Source organism: uncultured Campylobacter sp. (assembly GCF_937997535.1).
Lineage (GTDB): Bacteria > Campylobacterota > Campylobacteria > Campylobacterales > Campylobacteraceae > Campylobacter_B.
In genome coordinates this window covers 1-17,339 of the sequence record NZ_CALKTT010000042.1, presented here as the reverse complement: position 1 = coordinate 17,339, position 17,339 = coordinate 1, and the positions used below count along the sequence as shown (strand labels likewise).

At 35.3% G+C, this 17,339-nt stretch carries 16 protein-coding genes; all 16 read left to right on the top strand.

The annotated features are described in order from the left end of the window. Window positions 1-36: 36 nt before the first annotated feature. Window positions 37-1,008, top strand: coding sequence for an acyltransferase (locus tag Q0117_RS04045; protein WP_297922892.1), 972 nt, complete (start codon window positions 37-39; stop codon window positions 1,006-1,008). Beyond that, entirely contained in the window at window positions 1,005-3,134 is a 2,130-nt protein-coding gene (locus Q0117_RS04040) for a bi-domain-containing oxidoreductase (RefSeq protein ID WP_297922889.1), read from the top strand. Before Q0117_RS04045 ends, Q0117_RS04040 begins: the two co-directional genes overlap by 4 nt. Further along, a complete protein-coding gene (locus tag Q0117_RS04035; RefSeq protein ID WP_297922886.1) occupies window positions 3,131-4,489 on the top strand; it encodes a hypothetical protein in 1,359 nt (452 codons plus the stop codon). The genes Q0117_RS04040 and Q0117_RS04035 overlap by 4 nt, the downstream gene beginning before the upstream one ends. Further along, window positions 4,486-5,748, top strand: a complete 1,263-nt coding sequence (locus Q0117_RS04030) for an oligosaccharide flippase family protein (RefSeq protein WP_297922883.1) — start codon at window positions 4,486-4,488, stop codon at window positions 5,746-5,748. Before Q0117_RS04035 ends, Q0117_RS04030 begins: the two co-directional genes overlap by 4 nt. Before the next feature lie 4 nt (window positions 5,749-5,752). Continuing rightward, window positions 5,753-6,841: a DegT/DnrJ/EryC1/StrS family aminotransferase gene (locus Q0117_RS04025; protein ID WP_297922880.1), complete on the top strand. Its 1,089-nt coding sequence runs from the start codon at window positions 5,753-5,755 to the stop codon at window positions 6,839-6,841. Further along, window positions 6,834-7,346 (top strand): acyltransferase, encoded by a 513-nt coding sequence (locus Q0117_RS04020; protein ID WP_297922877.1) that lies wholly within the window; start codon window positions 6,834-6,836, stop codon window positions 7,344-7,346. The genes Q0117_RS04025 and Q0117_RS04020 overlap by 8 nt, the downstream gene beginning before the upstream one ends. After that, on the top strand, window positions 7,336-8,292 hold the full coding sequence (locus Q0117_RS04015; RefSeq protein ID WP_297922874.1) for a Gfo/Idh/MocA family oxidoreductase: 957 nt from the start codon (window positions 7,336-7,338) through the stop codon (window positions 8,290-8,292). The genes Q0117_RS04020 and Q0117_RS04015 overlap by 11 nt, the downstream gene beginning before the upstream one ends. Beyond that, complete coding sequence (locus Q0117_RS04010; RefSeq protein WP_297922871.1) at window positions 8,289-9,251, top strand: GDP-mannose 4,6-dehydratase; 963 nt, start codon at window positions 8,289-8,291, stop codon at window positions 9,249-9,251. The genes Q0117_RS04015 and Q0117_RS04010 overlap by 4 nt, the downstream gene beginning before the upstream one ends. After that, window positions 9,248-10,327 carry a DegT/DnrJ/EryC1/StrS family aminotransferase gene (locus Q0117_RS04005; RefSeq protein ID WP_297922868.1) on the top strand — a complete coding sequence of 360 codons (1,080 nt, stop codon included), beginning with the start codon at window positions 9,248-9,250 and terminating at the stop codon, window positions 10,325-10,327. The genes Q0117_RS04010 and Q0117_RS04005 overlap by 4 nt, the downstream gene beginning before the upstream one ends. Further along, window positions 10,324-11,094 carry a methionyl-tRNA formyltransferase gene (locus Q0117_RS04000; RefSeq protein ID WP_297922865.1) on the top strand — a complete coding sequence of 257 codons (771 nt, stop codon included), beginning with the start codon at window positions 10,324-10,326 and terminating at the stop codon, window positions 11,092-11,094. Before Q0117_RS04005 ends, Q0117_RS04000 begins: the two co-directional genes overlap by 4 nt. Continuing rightward, the gene (locus Q0117_RS03995; protein ID WP_297922862.1) at window positions 11,091-12,251 is read left to right on the top strand and encodes an N-acetyl sugar amidotransferase; all 1,161 of its coding nucleotides are present in this window, start codon (window positions 11,091-11,093) and stop codon (window positions 12,249-12,251) included. Before Q0117_RS04000 ends, Q0117_RS03995 begins: the two co-directional genes overlap by 4 nt. After that, entirely contained in the window at window positions 12,245-12,862 is a 618-nt protein-coding gene (gene hisH, locus Q0117_RS03990) for an imidazole glycerol phosphate synthase subunit HisH (RefSeq protein WP_297922859.1), read from the top strand. Before Q0117_RS03995 ends, hisH begins: the two co-directional genes overlap by 7 nt. A 1-nt stretch (window position 12,863) precedes the next feature. Further along, entirely contained in the window at window positions 12,864-13,625 is a 762-nt protein-coding gene (locus Q0117_RS03985; RefSeq protein ID WP_297922856.1) for an AglZ/HisF2 family acetamidino modification protein, read from the top strand. 9 nt (window positions 13,626-13,634) lie between these two features. After that, the gene (locus tag Q0117_RS03980) at window positions 13,635-14,702 is read left to right on the top strand and encodes a hypothetical protein (RefSeq protein WP_297922853.1); all 1,068 of its coding nucleotides are present in this window, start codon (window positions 13,635-13,637) and stop codon (window positions 14,700-14,702) included. A 37-nt stretch (window positions 14,703-14,739) separates the two neighbouring features. Then, on the top strand, window positions 14,740-16,806 hold the full coding sequence (locus Q0117_RS03975; protein ID WP_297922850.1) for an alginate lyase family protein: 2,067 nt from the start codon (window positions 14,740-14,742) through the stop codon (window positions 16,804-16,806). After that, window positions 16,799-17,339: acyltransferase (locus Q0117_RS03970; RefSeq protein WP_297922847.1), on the top strand; the 541-nt coding region annotated here is incomplete at its 3' end. The genes Q0117_RS03975 and Q0117_RS03970, both read left to right, overlap by 8 nt.

The window sequence follows — 17,339 nt, the reverse complement described above, 5'->3', positions numbered from 1 at the left end:
GATGGCTAAAAATACCGCTTTTATGGGGGGGGCTACGTGGATAAGTTTCTTAGGTTATTTCCCGGCGTTCCATTATTTTTTCTGGTTTCGGGATTTTTAATTACCGATAGTTATTTAAATAGCGGGAATTTGAAAGAGTATTTTATAAAAAGAGCGCTTAGAATATATCCGGCTCTATTCGTAAATATTTTAGTACTTGAGTTAGCTATGTACGTGGGCAAAAATTTTAATGATATCTCGGTATTAAAATACATAGAATACCTTGTGTTGTATGTCATTACCGCCGCTTCAGGCATAGCGGGCTTTATAATCGGTATAAAAAACGATGTTTTATATAATTATGACGGCTTTTTTAGCTCTTATCCGAGCGGCGTTTTATGGACGCTTAGCGTCGAATTATCGTTTTATATCGTCCTTCCATTTATTTTGTGTATTAGGAAGGTGATCATAAGAAATTTGTTGTTAGTTTTTCTATTTTTTGCATCAATGATAATTCCCGCAATCGCCGATGAAAATTTCTACTCCGCTTCAAATTTAAATAAGCTTCTCGAGCTGATATGCTTGCCGTTTTTGTGGATATTTATCATCGGCATAGTTATGAGACTTTATTGGTTGGATATAAAAAAATATCTCGTAGGCTACGGCTTATATTATATTACGCTCTATTTGATATTTTGTTTTGCAGCTATAGAGTTTGGAAGCGGACTTGGAGATTATAAGAGAGGCTTGGAAATTTCTACTGTATTTCAAATTTTCCTTTTGGCGCTAGTTATCTTTAGCATGGCTTTTTCCTACACAAATTTAAAGATAGCTAGAAGCACCGATCTCTCTTATAGTACATATCTTTATCATATGCTGATAGTTCAAATTCTAATTAGTCTGGGCTTTAGCGGCTCTTTATGGCTATATCTAATAGTAGTAGCCGCGACGCTCACGATAGCTTGCGTTTCTTGGAATTTTATAGAAAAGCCGGCATTGAAGTTAAAACAAATAAAGGTTGTAAAATGATACAAGCAATAGTTAAAAAAGGTAAGGTTTTGGCAGAGCAGATCCCTGCTCCAAGTGTTTCAAAGGGATGTGTTCTCATTAAGGTGGTAAATAGCTGCATATCGGCGGGTACCGAGATAAGCGGCGTATCAAATAGCGGTAAAAGCCTGATCAGAAGGGCCTTGGAGCAGCCGGAGAATGTAAAAAAAGTCATCAATATGGTGAAATCCGATGGCATAGCCAGCGTCTACGCGAAGGTAAAGGGCAAGCTTGATAGCGGAAGCCCGACTGGCTATTCGCTTAGCGGCGTCGTCATAGCGGTCGGAGAGGGCGTTTCAAATTTTGAAGTCGGAGAGCGCGTTGCCGCAGCCGGCGCAGGGCTTGCAAACCACGCCGAATACGTAGACGTGCCAAAAAATTTAGTTATGAAAATGCCGCAGGATATGGACTTTGAGCGGGCTTGCACCGTGACGCTGGGCGGTATAGCGATGCAGGGCGTTAGGCGGATCAATCTAAGGTTAGGCGAGACCTGCGTAGTGGTGGGAGCTGGGATTTTAGGGCTTCTTGCGGTGCAGATGCTTAAAATTTCAGGCGTAAGGGTTGCGGTCAGCGATTTTGACGATAGGCGCTTGCAGATAGCAAAGGAATACGGCGCCGAGCTCGTCATAAACCCGTCAAAAGACGATTTGCTGGATGTCGTTTCATCCTGGAGCGGTGGATACGGCGCTGATGGAGTGCTATTTACCGCCGCTACGAGCAGTAGCGAGCCGCTGTCACAAAGCTTTCAGATGTGCAAGAAAAAGGGCAGAGTGGTGCTCGTAGGCGTTGCCGGTATGCAGATAAATAGAGAGGATATGTATAAAAAGGAGCTTGATTTTCTCATCTCCACATCCTATGGTCCCGGTCGCTACGGCAAGAGCTACGAAGAGCAGGGGCTTGATTATCCGTTTAGCTACGTAAGATGGACCGAAAATCGAAACATGAGCGAGTATCTAAGGCTGGTAAATGAAAATTTGATAAAGCTGGATAAGCTCATAGACGCAAAATATCCTATCGAGCAGGTAACGGAGGCGTTTGAGTCGCTACAGACTTCGCAGAATAAGCCGCTCATGGTTTTGCTTGACTACGGCGAGGCAAATTTAACCGAGCTTGATAGCTATCTAAATCACGATAAAAAAATCATCATAAGCTCCGCGCCAGTAAATAGGGATGTGATAAACGTCGCATTCGTCGGAGTCGGTGGATTTGCCACCGGTATGCACCTGCCTAATATCTCAAAGCTTACGGATAAATATAAAATTTACGCGATCATGAACCGAAGCGGGCATAAGGCAAAGGCGGTGGCGCAGCAATACGGAGCGAACTACGCTACTTCAAATTTAGACGATATTTTAAACGATAAAAACGTTGATCTGGTGATCATCTCCACAAGGCACGATAGCCATGCGGAGCTTACTTTAAAGGCGCTTGAAGCAGGTAAAAACGTATTTGTAGAAAAGCCGCTTGCGACAAACAAGGACGAGCTTGAAAAGATAAAGAAATTTTACGCTGAGGGAGGCGACAAGCCCCTTTTATTCGTGGGATTTAATAGGCGATTTAGCGTTTACGCGCAGGAGATAAAAAAGCACACGAGCGCTAGAATAAATCCTATGATAATCAGATATAGAATGAACGCAGGCTACATACCGATGGATCACTGGGTGCATGAAAACGGCGGCAGAATGGTGGGCGAAGCGTGCCACATAATAGATCTGATGACGGCGCTAACGGGCAGCGAGATACAGAGCGTATTTTCGCAGGCGATCACGCCGAGCAATGAAAAATATAGCGCCGAGGATAACAAATCCATCGTCTTAAAATACAAAGACGGTTCGGTGGCAAATATCGAGTATTTCGCAAACGGTAGCAAGGAACTAAGCAAGGAATTTATGGAGATCCACTTCGACGGCAAGAGCATCGTTTTGGACGATTACAAAAGCTTAAAAGGATATGGAGTGGGCTTGAAAGAAATTTCAACGAGCGTAAGCCAAAAGGGACAGCTCGAAGAGCTCGAGGCGCTATTTGGGGCTCTAAAAGGAAGCAAAAAAGGCTGGCCGATAGAGCTTTGGGATATGGTGCAGACGACGGAGATTTCATTTTTAATATGATTGGTAGTATAAAAAAAATTATTAAATCAAACTATATTTTAGAGGCATTTGCAAGAAGGCTTTATGCCATTATACCCTATAGGATTAGAAAATTAAATAGAGAATTTTATAATTTTTATAATCTACTATTGAATAACGAAATAGAGAATATTAAGTATATGGAAAAATACCAGTTTGAATCATTAAAACATATTGTTGATATTGCATATTACAAAACAACATTCTATAAAGAAAAATATGATTCTGCGGGCTTTCATCCTTCTATGCTAAATGATATCTCTGATTTAAAGAAAATACCTATATTAACAAAAGATGAAATAAGAAATAATTCTAAAAAGATGGTGCGTAGCGATGTTTCTATATCGTATTTAAAAAAAGCATATACGAGTGGGACAACTGGAAAAACATTAGAGATATATGAGGATGATAAAACTAGACTACGGGAATTAGCATCTATCTTTTATCAATGGAAAAGAATTGGTTATGTTCCTGGCGATGGCAGGATTGAATTTAGAGGCTTCGTAGATGACAATAAAGATTTTATTTTTCTGCCAGACGAAAGAGTTTTAAGAATTAATATTATAAAAATGGATATCCATAATATAAATATTATTATAAAACGTATCTTAAAAACAGGATATAATTTTATTCATGGGTATCCATCGGCGATAGTTAAATTTGCAAGATTATTAAAAGAATCAGAAATACACTATCAGCCGAAAGGGATAATGCTGGCATCAGAGGTACTATATGATTGGCAAATGAGTATTATAGATGAAGTTTTTCATTGTCAGAAAATTTCGCATTATGGTCAAACCGAAAAAGTGGCGTTGGGCGCATGGAAGAATGATAGATTATATCATTTTATACCTACATATGGCATATTTGAAACAGACTATGAAAATAAAATTATTGCAACAGGTTTTATAAATGAAGTTATGCCAATTATAAGATACCAAATGTCAGATATTGCTGAAGGTATTTTGAGTAGTTCAAACGATGCTCTATATCCAGTTATTAAGGATATAATCGGCAGACAGGAGGATTATACTTATAATGAAAATGGGGATTTGATTCCGCCCGCGGTCGTTACATTTCCATTTAAGCATTTATTTTACATTAATGCTGCCAAAATTATTCAACATGAGCTAAAATTATTTGATTTAGTTCTTGAGGTGAAAGATCAGAATGTATTATTAGATAAACGTTTCAAAGAAGAGGTAAATACTCTTGTTACGGATCTAAAGAAAATATATGGGCAAAGCATAGATATAAATATAAAATATGTAGACCAAATTAATTTTACATCAAATGGTAAGTTTAGATGGATAGAAAATAGGTTATCGGTGCAATGAAGAAACAATTATTATTGGATAGCATTATATATACGGTTGCTAATATTTTAACAAAAGCAATAAGTTTCATAATGATTCCTGTATATACCTCTTTTCTCTCCGCAAAAGAATATGGAGTTGTTGATTTGTTAGTTGTTACTGGGAGTATAATATCTGTAATTATTGGGCTTGAAATTCATCAGGCAGTATCTAGATTTTTCCCAGAGTCCAATAATAATGACAAAATAACAATAGTTTCAACTGGTTTTTGGAGTATAGTATTTTTATATGGTTTTTTCATTGTTTGTACTACCCCTTTTTATTCAAAGATATCTTTTTTTCTTTTTGATAATACAAAATACAAGGATATTGTATTTGTAGCTTTTTTATCTTTCGGATTTAATTTTATTTACCACTATTGTAGTAGTCAGCTAAAGTGGCAATTAAAATCTAAACAAAATTTATTAGTCAGTTTTGTATATAGTCTAATTGTTGCAATAATCACATACTTTATGCTACTGTATGAATATGGTATTATGTCCGTATTTATAGCACAGATCATTGCATCTATAGTATGTGCTATATTATCATATATATATTCAAAAGAATATTATGCTTTTATTTTTAATTCAAGCTGTTTGAAAAAAATGATTAATTTCTCTTTACCATTGGTATTTTCTGTCATCATGGCCTATGCTATGGTATATGCTGATAGGTTTATAATTAAATATTTTTTATCAGTAGAAGATGTTGGTATATATGGTATTGCTTTTAGATTTGCATCGGTCATTGCTTTGCTTACCTCCGGTGTACAAACAGCATTGACGCCATTAATATATACACATTATCGAGATGAGAATACACCGGCTTCAATAGCAAAAATTTTTAATTATTTTATAATCCTATCTGTCTTATTAATTTGTTTTTTATTTTGTTTTTCGGAATACATAGTGCGTTTGGTTGCAAATGAATTTTATATAAAAGCTGCAACCGTTATTCCATGGCTATCAATATCTATTCTGTTTATAGGTATTATAAATTTTGCACCCGGAGTATTTATAGCAAAAAAGACATCATTTGTCTTATATATAAACATTTGTTCGTTGATTTTAAATGTACTTTTAAATTTAGCATTAATAAAAAAATATGAGCTAATGGGCTCGGCTTATGCAACAGCAATAAGTAGTTTTATTTATTTTATGCTATACTGTGTTATAGGACAAAAGTATTATTATATACCATATTTTTGGACAAGAAATAATTTCAAATTAAGGAGATAGGAAAATGGGAGTAAATTTTATAAATTTGCAAGCTCAATATCAGCAATATAAGACTGAGATAGACAATGAGATACGCGATGTTTTGGAAACATCTATATATATAATGGGCGACAAAGTAACTCTACTAGAAAACAAATTAGCTAGTTTTGTAGGCGTTAAACATGCTATTGCATGCGGAAATGGTACGGATGCGTTATTGCTTTCTTTGATGGCATTGGGTATTAAGAATGGAGATGAGGTAATAACAAGCCCGTTTACGTTTATTGCGACTGCTGAAATGATAGCTTTTGTAGGAGCAAAACCTGTTTTTGTTGATATTGATGAAAAAACATATAATATAGATCCTTCAAAAATAGAAGCAGCTATAACGCCAAGGACAAAAGCTATAATGCCTGTTTCTATTTTTGGCCAAGTACCAGATATGGATAAAATAAATGATATAGCAAAGAAACACCATTTAAAAGTAATAGAAGATGCGGCACAAAGCTTTGGCGCTTTATATAAAAATAAAAGATCTTGTAGTCTTTCTGAAATAGCAACGACATCATTTTTTCCGGCAAAACCACTTGGCTGCTATGGCGATGGTGGAGCAGTTTTTACTAACAATGATGATTTGGCAAGACAAATTCGTGTTATCCTAAATCATGGACAAACTAAAAAGTATGTTCATGGTTGTATAGGAATAAATGGACGTTTAGATACAATTCAAGCAGCGGTCTTAAATGTAAAATTAAAATATTTTGAAGATGAAATCGCTATCAGACAAAAAATCGCAAATACTTATAAAGATAATCTCAAAGGAGTTACTGCCCCATTTGTGGAGGAACATAATCTATCTGTTTGGGCACAATACTGCATAAGAGTAAAAGATAGAAATGATATGATAAAAAGATGCAATGATAATGGAATTCCTACTGGCGTTTATTATCCTATACCTCTACACTTACAGGAGGTTTTTCATTATTTGGGATACAAAAAAGGTGATTTTCCAATCACGGAAGAAGTATCAAACGATATCATGGCCATACCTATGTCGGCTTTTGTCACAAAAGGTGAACAAGATTTAATCATAAAGGTTATAAACAATGGATAATTCATATTTTATACATCCAAATGCACATGTTTCCTCGCAAGCAAAGATAGGGGAAGGAACTAAAATTTGGATAAATTCGCAAGTCAGAGAAGATAGTGAAATAGGTAAGAATTGCATTATATCAAAAGATACATATATTGATATCGGTGTAAAAATCGGTAACAATTGCAAAATACAAAACGGAGTTTCTATATATCATGGTGTTGTGATTGAAGATGATGTATTTGTGGGACCGAACGTCAGTTTTACAAATGATAAAATCCCAAGAGCATTTAATACAAATTGGCAAATCACTAAAACTATTATAAAAAATGGTGCTAGTATAGGTGCAAATTCAACAATAGTTTGTGGTGTAGTTTTGGGTGAATATTGTATGGTTGCTGCCGGGAGCGTAGTAACAAAGAATGTCGAGCCATATAGCCTAGTTATGGGAAATCCCGCAAAACATTTTAGCTATATAGATAAAATGGGCAATAAAATACAAGGGAACTCAGATGAAAAATAAAACTGCAAAAATAGGCCTGTTGGGAGTTGGGGTGATGGGGCAAAACCATCTTAGAAATTTATCAATGTTAAAACAAGTTGAAATTGCCTTTATATATGATTTAGACAAACAGGCTTGTGATAAAATTTCAAAAATTTATAATGTCCCGGTTTCAGATAATTTAGAGAGTGATTTAAAAGGACTTGATGGCGTAATAATAGTAACACCTACTTTTACACATTTTGATTATATAAAATTGGTCTCAAAGTATGTTAAAAACATTTTTGTAGAAAAGCCGTTGACATCTACGCTTGAAACAAGCAAAGAGGTAGTAAAATTAGCAAAAGAGCTAAATTTAAAAATTCAAGTCGGTTTTATAGAAAGATATAATCCTGCCGTCGTTGCTTTACAAAATGTAATAAATAATAGCAAAAACACTATTGCTATTGATTTTTCTAGGACAAATAAGGTTAGTAGTAGAATAACTGACGTTGATGTGGTTATGGATTTAATGATTCACGATATTGACCTGGCACTAAAATTTAATGGCAAGGTAGATAAAATTTATGCACACGGCTACATAAAAAATCGAATGATAGAGTATGCAAGGGCTATAATAACACATAAAAATGGCTCTTTTTCTAATATTTTAGCAAGTAGAATTACGGAAAAAAGGACAAGAAATATCTGCGTAACTTGCGATGATAAATATATTGACTGCAATCTTCTAAGTAAAGAAATATTTGTCAACAAACAAACGATTGAGCAATACATAGACAATGTATCCATATCATCAAAAATTGAGATAGTTGATGTAAGACCGCAAGAGGCATTATTGCTTGAACTTGTAGATTTTGCTAAGTTGTGCAACGGCGATGATATTGTGGTGGCTAACGAGTGTAATGGGGTGGCGGCTATCGAGGTTGCTAGTGTTATTCAAAAAGAAATTATGGAGGCAGTAAAGTGAGACCAAAAATAAATGGTAGCAATATACTCGTAACCGGCGGAGCCGGTTTTATAGGCAGTCATCTAGTAGATAGATTATTGTCTGAAGGCGCAAAAAGTATTGTAGTCGTTGATAATATGTTTGCCGGTAGCGAATCAAATTTGCAAAAAGCCATAAGCAAAGGTGTTATTTTGTATAAAGACGATATAGAGATATGCTCTAGCTTGGAGTATATTTTTACAAACCACAATATTGATATAGTCTTTAATCTGGCAACAAAAGCACTTAATTACTCCTTTGTAAATCCAAAAAATGCCTTTGATACAAATGTAAACGGTGTTTTAAATTTGCTTGAATTTCAAAAAAAAGGTTTTTTTAAAACATTGGTTCATTTTTCTACATCAGAAGTTTATGGCAGCGCTGTTTATGAGCCTATGGATGAAAAACACCCTATTTTTCCCACTACTGCTTATGCGGCAGGCAAGGCCGCTGCTGATCTTGCGCTTACTTCGTGGGTAAAAATGTTTAATTTAGACGCATTTATAGTAAGGCCTTTTAATAATTATGGTCCAAGACAAAATTACAAAGGCTATTTATCTGGCGTTATTCCGATAACCGTTTATAAAATTTTAAATGGAATTCCTCCTGAGATACATGGAGATGGAAAGCAAAGTAGAGATTTTATTTACGTTTATGATACTATTGATTCTATTATGAAGCTATATTCTGTAATGGAGGCTGGTGATAGCGTTAATATCTCATCTAAAAATCAAACATCTATATCGGATGTAATCCACAAAATAGCTAACATCATGGATTATAAAGGCGATATAATATCGAAAGAGGCCAGGGTGTCCGATGTAAAATGTCATAACGCGAGCAATTCTAAGCTTATATCCTTAATTGGTGATGTAGATAATACGACATTTGACGACGGACTAAGACAGACGGTAAACTGGTATAAGGAGAATATAAAATGATAAAGTTAATAAAACCATATATTTCATTTGATGAAGTAGAGAGCGATTTTAAAAAGATATTTGATAGCGGATATTTTACAAAAGGTGTATTTGTAGAAAAATTTAGAAATGAAATCGCTTCTTATACGGGTGCAAAATATGCATATCTTACAACTTCCGCTACTACCGCTTTGTCTATTTCATTAAAAGCTGTTGGGGTTGGGAGCGGAGATGAAGTTATAGTCTCGGATTTTTCTTTTCCCGCCACTGCTAATGTGGTGGAGGATTTAGGGGCCATACCGATTTTTGCCGATGTAGATTTTGATACGTTTAATATGCTGCCGGAGTCATTAGCAAGTAAAATTTCAAAAAAGACAAAAGCAGTTATTTTTGTAGATGCATTAGGCAATCCATCCGGTATTCATAAAATAAGCGAGATATGCAAAGAAAAAGGTATCCCGCTAATAGAAGATGCTGCATGCGCTATCGGTAGTAGCGAATTTGGTGTAAAATGTGGCAATATAGCGGATATTACTTGTTTTAGTTTTCACCCCAGAAAGCTACTTACTACTGGCGAGGGCGGGGCAATAACATTTAACGATTCTAAAATAGTAGATTTTTTTGATGTTAAATTAAATCATGGCTCTAAATTTGAGAACAATAAATTTAACTTTATTGATTATGGATACAATTACAGAATGTCAGAGCTACAGGCCGCAATGGGTATCGTCCAAATCAAGAAAATAGACGACATAGTGGCATCAAGAAATAAGATGAGGAAGCAATTTGCAAAACAATTAGAGCCTTATGGATTTGAAATTCAAAAGATATCAGAAGGCGCAATACATAATGTTCAATCGCTTGTCTTTAAAGTTCCAAAAAATATCATAAGAGATAAATTAATCGCATATTTAAAAGATATAGGCATTGAAAGCACAATAGGGACATATTGTCTTAGCGGTACATCATATTATTCTAAAAAATATAACGCAGTTCAAAAAAACGCACTTTACTTGCAAGAGCAAACAATTACATTGCCTTGCTATAATGATTTAGATGTTTTATTTGTTTGTGATAAAATAAAAGAGTTTTCATGAGAATAGTTTTTTTAGGTTGCACCAAGTTTAGTGAAGAGTTGCTACAAGCTCTAGTTGTTAATGGCTTTGATATAGCTGCTATTTTTACTATCCCGCAAGAGTTTATGGTTAGAGGTAATGAAAAAGTTAAAAATAGTAATTATAGTAATTTAAATCCGATAGCAGAAAAACAAAATATCCCCTTGTATTATGTTGATGAAAATAAAAAATTAGGAGAATATGAATTTATTATAAAAGAAATTAATCCAGATATTATTTTGGTATTAGGTTGGTATTATATAGTTCCTAAAAGTATAAGAGCAATTCCAAAATATGGAGCTTGTGGCATTCATGCATCATTGCTTCCAAAATATGCTGGTTGGGCACCACTTGTTTGGGCTATGATAAATGGAGAAAAAGAGACGGGAGTTACTTTTTTTCAATTTGATGATAGTGTTGATGGAGGAGATATTATTGCTCAAGAACGGTTTAAGATAGAATACAATGATACCATTAAAGAGGTTTATGAAAAAGCTACCAATAAGTCAATTGAAATTTTAGTTAAAACATTGCCCATCTTGTCAGATATGCAATTTATTAAGCAGGATAAATCAAAACTTGAGATCTGGGACAAAAGGACACCAGAAGATGGAGAAATTGATCTATCAAAGCCTTCAAATGAGCTTTATGATTTTATCAGGGCCCAATCAAGTCCATATCCAGGAGCTTTTATTAGAACATCTGATGGTAAAAAAATAGTTATTGAAAAGGCAAGGATAGAGGATTGAAAGCTAATTTAAAAATTTGCACTAGATGTATTTATGATAGTAGAGTTCCTTATATCACATTTGATGAAAATGGTGTCTGTAACTATTGTCATCAACTGGATAAGCTAAAAAGTGATTACAAAACCGGTACAAAAGAGGGCGAAGAAGAATTTAAAAAAATAGTAGAACAAATTAAAAAGGACGGTATTGGGAAAAAGTATGATTGCGTTATAGGCGTTAGCGGCGGAACAGATTCATCCTATATGCTATATCTGGCAAAAAAAATGGGACTTAGACCGCTTGCGGTACATTATGATAACACTTGGAATAGCGCCATAGCAACGCAAAATATTAGAAAAGTCTTAACCGGACTTGATATAGATTTATATACTTATGTAGTAGATAATAAAGAGGTTGATGATATTTTTAGATCCTTTTTCTTGGCTGATGTCGCTGAAATTGAGGCGTCAACCGATTTGGCATTGGCCGAGATTATGTATAGAGCAGCTTGGAGGTATAATATAAAATATGTTTTAGAGGGTCATTCGTTTATAGAAGAGGGAATAACCCCTGTTGGTAGAAACTATTTTGATGGAAAATATATCGAATCAATACATAAAATGTTTGGCAAAATGCCCATGAGGACCTATCCTTTGATGACACTAGCTAGATTTTTGTTTTGGACCGCTGTTGTTAGGATTAAAAAGATAAGACCTTTTTGGTATGTTGGCTATAATAAAGAAGACGCCATGAGATTTCTAGAAGCAGAGTATGGTTGGAAGTATTATGGCGGACATCATTTAGAAAACAGAATGACTTCATTTTTTCACAGCGTCTATTTGCCGCAAAAATTTGGTACAGACATGCGAAATAATACCCTCTCAGCGAAGGTCAGAAATGGAAAAATGAGTAGGGATGACGCGCTGGCGGAATATAATAGCGAGCCCTATGTAGAAAAAGACTTGGTAGAGTATTTTAAAAAAAGATTAGATTTAACCGATAAGCAATATGAAGAAGTGATGAACCGAAAGCCAAAAATATGGCATGATTACCCAACGTATAAAAAGACTTTTGAGAGATTAAGACCGCTTTTTAAAATTCTTGCAAATGCAAATTTAGTTCCTATGAGTTTTTATTTAAAATATTGCTTCCCTATGCCAAAGGATAGAGAGTGGTAACAATTGTAAATTATGGTATGGGCAATCTTGGTTCCATTAAAAATATGTTTAAATATATCGGCGTAGAGGCTATTATAGAAAGCGATATTGATAAAATTGCAAAGGCGAGCAAGATACTTTTGCCGGGAGTCGGTTCTTTTGACGCTGCAATGAAAAGAATCAATGATAGTAATTTAATTGAAGTTCTTAACGAAAAGGCATTAAAAGAGCAAATCCCAATCCTTGGTATTTGTCTTGGTATGCAACTTCTGACAAAATCGAGCGATGAGGGGAATCTGAAAGGACTCGGGTGGATAGATGCAAAAACATTAAGTTTCAGAAATTTTCTACAAAGCAATGTAAGGGTGCCGCATATGGGTTGGAACTATGTCAAAATTTCAAATACTAGTTTATTAACCGCCGGACTAAAAGAAGACGAAGAGGCTAGATTTTATTTTGTTCATTCGTATTTTGTCAGAGTAGAAGATGAGAAAAATTCTATTTTAAAAACAAATTATGGTATAAATTTTGATAGCGCAATACAAAAGAATAACATCTATGGCGCTCAGTTTCATCCAGAAAAAAGTCATAAATTTGGTATGAAAATATTTGAAAATTTTGCAAGGATATAAGATGCTGCAAACAAGAGTGATCCCATGTCTGCTTTTAAAAAATGAAAGTCTTGTAAAAACAATCAAATTTAAAAAATATAGCTATATAGGCGATCCTGTAAATACTGTTAGAATTTTTAACGAGATAGAAGTAGATGAGTTGATGTTCTTAGATATTTTCGCCTCAAAAGAAGATAGAGATATAAATTTTAGAATTTTGCAAGATATTGCAAATGAATGTTTCATGCCCCTTAGTTACGGCGGCAATATAAAATCCTTTGACGATGCGAAGAGAATTTTTGAAATCGGCTTTGAAAAGATTGTAGTGAACTCAAATGCTTTTAAAAATCTCGATTTGATAGAAAAAATTTCAAGTCACTTTGGTGCACAAAGCGTTATTGGTTCTGTTGATGTCGGCAAGGATTTTTTGGGTAAAAAACATATATATTCTCATCATGGGACAAAAAGACAAAAATATGATATTTTAGAGTGGATTAAGCGATTACAGGCGGCCGGTATTGGAGAAATAATTGTTACATCTATTGAAAAAGACGGTACTTGGGATGGATATGATATACAAACGCTTAAAGAAGTTGTCGAAAATACAAATATACCAATAATCGCAAATGGTGGATGTGGGAAAATAGAGGATATAAGAGATGCTGTTAAATTGGCTGGTGTTTCGGCGTGTGCTGTCGGTAGTATGGTTGTATACCAGAAAAAAGGCATGGGCGTTTTGGTAAATTTCCCAAATAAAAATATCTTAGAGGAAATGTTAAAATAGGAGCTAAAAATGATTTATCAAATAGGACTTTTGGCCGGTTGGCCATATGCAATATCGGAAAATTTAAGAAAAAGAGGATTTGAAGCAATAAACATTGTTTTGTCCTCCGAAGATAGTGATGGCGTTAGTGATAAGCAAGGTAAAAAAATACTATCAAAAAGAGCCTTAAAATACGACAAAGCTTTAAATAGCGGCAAAGATAGTGTTGTTGTTAAACTTTTTAATAGGATAAAATTAATTTTTGAGATTATTAAAAAGGGACAGATGATTCATTATCATGGGGAAACAATACTACCATTTTGCCTTGATACATATATTTTTAAATTTTTTAAAATTCCAATGTTTATTAGCTGGGGTGGTGGCGATGCTAGAATTATCGAAATGGCAGTTAGTGATAATCCATTTTTTTATAGGTTTGATGATAAGTATAAGGACCGTAAAATACGTAGTAAGCTTAAAACGCTTGCAAAAAATGGCGTGAAAATTATAACTGATCCGGAAATGGAGGTTTATTGCGCTCCATTTTTTAAAAATATTTATAGATTTAGGCAGCCCATTGACATAAAGATGCTTGATGAGTATGTAAAAATAGAACAAAAAGATAAAAGCGATATTGTTAAAATTTTGCATATGCCAACTCATCCCATACCAAGAGGCACTATTTTTGTAGAAGATGCAATTAATAGGTTACAAAAAGATGGTTATAAATTCGAATATAAATTCATAACCAATTTAACTCAGCATGAAGTTTATCAAGAAATAGCGGATTGCGATATATTGGTTGATGAGCTAAGAACGGGCTCGCACGGTGTTTTGGCGCTCGAATCTTGCGCTTTATATAAACCTACAATTACATACATTAAAGAGAGCATAATAGATAAGTTTCCAAAAGAGCTGCCATTTGTGAATACAAATCCTATAACAATTTACGACAATCTTAAATTTTTAATTTTAAATCCGCAAGCAAGAGAAGAGTTGGGCAAAAAGAGCAGAATGTATGTAGAAAAATATCATGAAATAGATCTAGTTGTTGATGATTTAATTAAAATTTATAAAGAATGCGGTGCAAAGATATAGATCAATGATATATTTTTACTTTAAAAAACTCGCATCAATGACACCTAGACTAATTTTATTAAAAATTTATAATAAATTTTACGTATTTTTTTACAATAAAAGTAAATATTATATCGATTTAATACGAGGCAATACACATATAAATTTTAACATTCCGATTATAAAAACTAGCTACATAAATATAAAAGAGCTCAACCTGTCAAATATCGATCCGGATGTTGCCGATTACCTATCCAAAATGTACATCCAGCATAAATTTGATCTACTCGGTAGCGGCTGGGTAAAAAATAGCTATGATAGCGCGGCGCTCGGGCTTGAGCGATACAAATACGATATGAATGTCGCGGCGCCCGCGAGCGCGCCTGAAGGCTACGAGCCGATCGATTGGCAAAAGGATTTTAAAAGCGGCTTTCGGTGGAGCGAGAAAAAATGGTACAAAGATCAGCGCATAGCCCATAAGCCCGGCAGCGATATAAAGGTGCCGTGGGAGCTTGCAAGGTTTCAGCACTTGCCGCAGCTTGCTATTTTTACGATGGCGGATCCGAGTTTAAAGGAGCAAAATTTAAAAGAATTTAAAAACCAAATTTTAGATTTTATCCGCAACAATCCGCCTAGAATAGGCGTAAATTGGACCTGCACGATGGACGTAGGCATCAGAGTCGCCAATATGCTGGCGGCTTACGATATGTTTTGCCAGATGGACGGCGGCGGAATTTTAGATCAAAATTTCAAGCAGACCCTTTCAAATAGCGTCTACGAGCACGCTCTCCATATCGTAAATAACCTGGAATATTCGCCGCATCTAACGTCAAATCACTATCTAAGCGACATCGCAGGTCTGCTGCAAGCTTGCGCGTATTTGGACGGCGGCGGCGAGATAGACGCGTGGCTAGCATTTGCCCTCCAAGAGATAACCTGCGAAATGAAAAAGGAATTTTACGAAGACGGCGGAAATTTTGAAAGCTCTACGAGTTACCACCGCCTAAGCGGCGAACTGATGGCGTATTCCGTGGCTCTGATACTGGGTCTAAAAAGCGATAAAATTTCATCTTTGCAAAATTACGACGCAAAACTTTGGCGCAAAAAGCCGAAACTTTTACCGCCGGAGGAGCAGGAATTTAAAATTTTAGATGGACAGATAGCGCTGCCGCAGTGGTTTGTGGACAGACTATACAAAATCGGTAGGTTTACCGCGGACATTACAAAGCCAAACGGCGAAGTGCCGCAATTCGGCGATAACGACAGCGGCAGATTTTTTAAATTTAGCCCAAACGGCGAGTTTTTGAGCAGCGAACAAGCCGCGCGAAAATATCTAAATTTAAGCGGCTTCGCGGGCGGGGGCGAGCCGTTTTGGGATGAAAATATCTTAAATCACTCGGCGCTAATTAGCTTCATGGGCGGGATTTTTGACGATGAGATATTTAAAAACGATATGCGCTTTGAGAGGAGCTTTGTTCGCTCACTCGCAGGGCGCACGCTGCAAGTGAGCGATAAAACATACAAAAGCCTGATCATCTCGGGCGTGAAATTCGGCGAACTGTCGCACCGAAAAAGTATAGAATTTAAAATTCCAAATTCGCAAGAGATCAAAAAAATATTTTATCCGGACAGCGGAATTTTTATCTTTAAGTCCAATAAATTTTATCTCGCCATCTGCGCTACGCCGCTCGGGCAGAATGGCCACGGCGGACATACGCACAACGATAAGCTGGGCTACGAGCTGTGGATAAACGGTCGCGACATAGCGAGGGATCCCGGCACCTATCTTTATACTCCGATCCCAGACAGGAGAAATGAATTTAGAAGTGTCAAGGCACACAACGTGCCGATTATAGGCGATTTGGAACAAAATAGTTGGGGCGAGGGGGCGATAGGACTATTTGGAATGTTTGCGGAATGCAGATGCGAAGTGGCGGATTTTGGAGAAAATTTTATAAGCCTAGCCGCAGAATATAAAGGCGTAAAAATTATTAGAAAATTTGAGATAAAAGAGGACGGGTTGGAGATTGTCGATATGGCAAATAGGGAATTTTATTATAGTAAATTTGAGTTATATTCGAACGGATATGGGAAGTTATCGAGAATTGGTGCATTAAATGAATAATAGCATTATAGTAAATAATAATTTTAATTTATTAAGATTGATAGCTGCGCTCCAAGTTATGTTTGTTCATGCAAATGGTTATTTAGCAGATAAAAGCGATTTGTCTTGGTATATAACTAATATACTAAATTTTAGCGGCGTAACTGTATTTTTTCTGATTAGTGGTTTTTTAATAAGTATGTCTTATGCAAAAAATCAAGATTTAAAAACTTACATTAAAAATAGAATTTTAAGAATTTATCCAGGGCTTTATATTAATATTTTTATCGGTATAGTAATTTTATATATTTTTATAGATTTAAATTTTGACTTTGATTTTTTTAAATGGCTTCTTACTCAAATCAGCTTTTTGCAATTTTATAATCTTGAAGCCAGTAAGGCTTTTGGTACGGGTGAGATAAATGCGCCGCTTTGGACGATCTCGATTGAGCTAGTATTTTATGCTGTCTTGCCCATTGTTTTTTTTATAAATATAAAGACTAAGAAAATACTACCTTGTATTTTTCTGATCTCAATACTATTTTTTATATATA

What these genes read in the sequence shown, in the direction of transcription:
- Q0117_RS04040 (WP_297922889.1), top strand. Translation starts at nt 1,005, where the DNA reads ATGATACAAGCAATAGTTAAAAAAGGTAAGGTTTTGGCAGAGCAGATC.
- Q0117_RS04035 (WP_297922886.1), top strand. Translation starts at nt 3,131, where the DNA reads ATGATTGGTAGTATAAAAAAAATTATTAAATCAAACTATATTTTAGAG.
- Q0117_RS04030 (WP_297922883.1), top strand. Translation starts at nt 4,486, where the DNA reads ATGAAGAAACAATTATTATTGGATAGCATTATATATACGGTTGCTAAT.
- Q0117_RS04025 (WP_297922880.1), top strand. Translation starts at nt 5,753, where the DNA reads ATGGGAGTAAATTTTATAAATTTGCAAGCTCAATATCAGCAATATAAG.
- Q0117_RS04020 (WP_297922877.1), top strand. Translation starts at nt 6,834, where the DNA reads ATGGATAATTCATATTTTATACATCCAAATGCACATGTTTCCTCGCAA.
- Q0117_RS04015 (WP_297922874.1), top strand. Translation starts at nt 7,336, where the DNA reads ATGAAAAATAAAACTGCAAAAATAGGCCTGTTGGGAGTTGGGGTGATG.
- Q0117_RS04005 (WP_297922868.1), top strand. Translation starts at nt 9,248, where the DNA reads ATGATAAAGTTAATAAAACCATATATTTCATTTGATGAAGTAGAGAGC.
- Q0117_RS04000 (WP_297922865.1), top strand. Translation starts at nt 10,324, where the DNA reads ATGAGAATAGTTTTTTTAGGTTGCACCAAGTTTAGTGAAGAGTTGCTA.
- Q0117_RS03985 (WP_297922856.1), top strand. Translation starts at nt 12,864, where the DNA reads ATGCTGCAAACAAGAGTGATCCCATGTCTGCTTTTAAAAAATGAAAGT.
- Q0117_RS03980 (WP_297922853.1), top strand. Translation starts at nt 13,635, where the DNA reads ATGATTTATCAAATAGGACTTTTGGCCGGTTGGCCATATGCAATATCG.
- Q0117_RS03975 (WP_297922850.1), top strand. Translation starts at nt 14,740, where the DNA reads ATGACACCTAGACTAATTTTATTAAAAATTTATAATAAATTTTACGTA.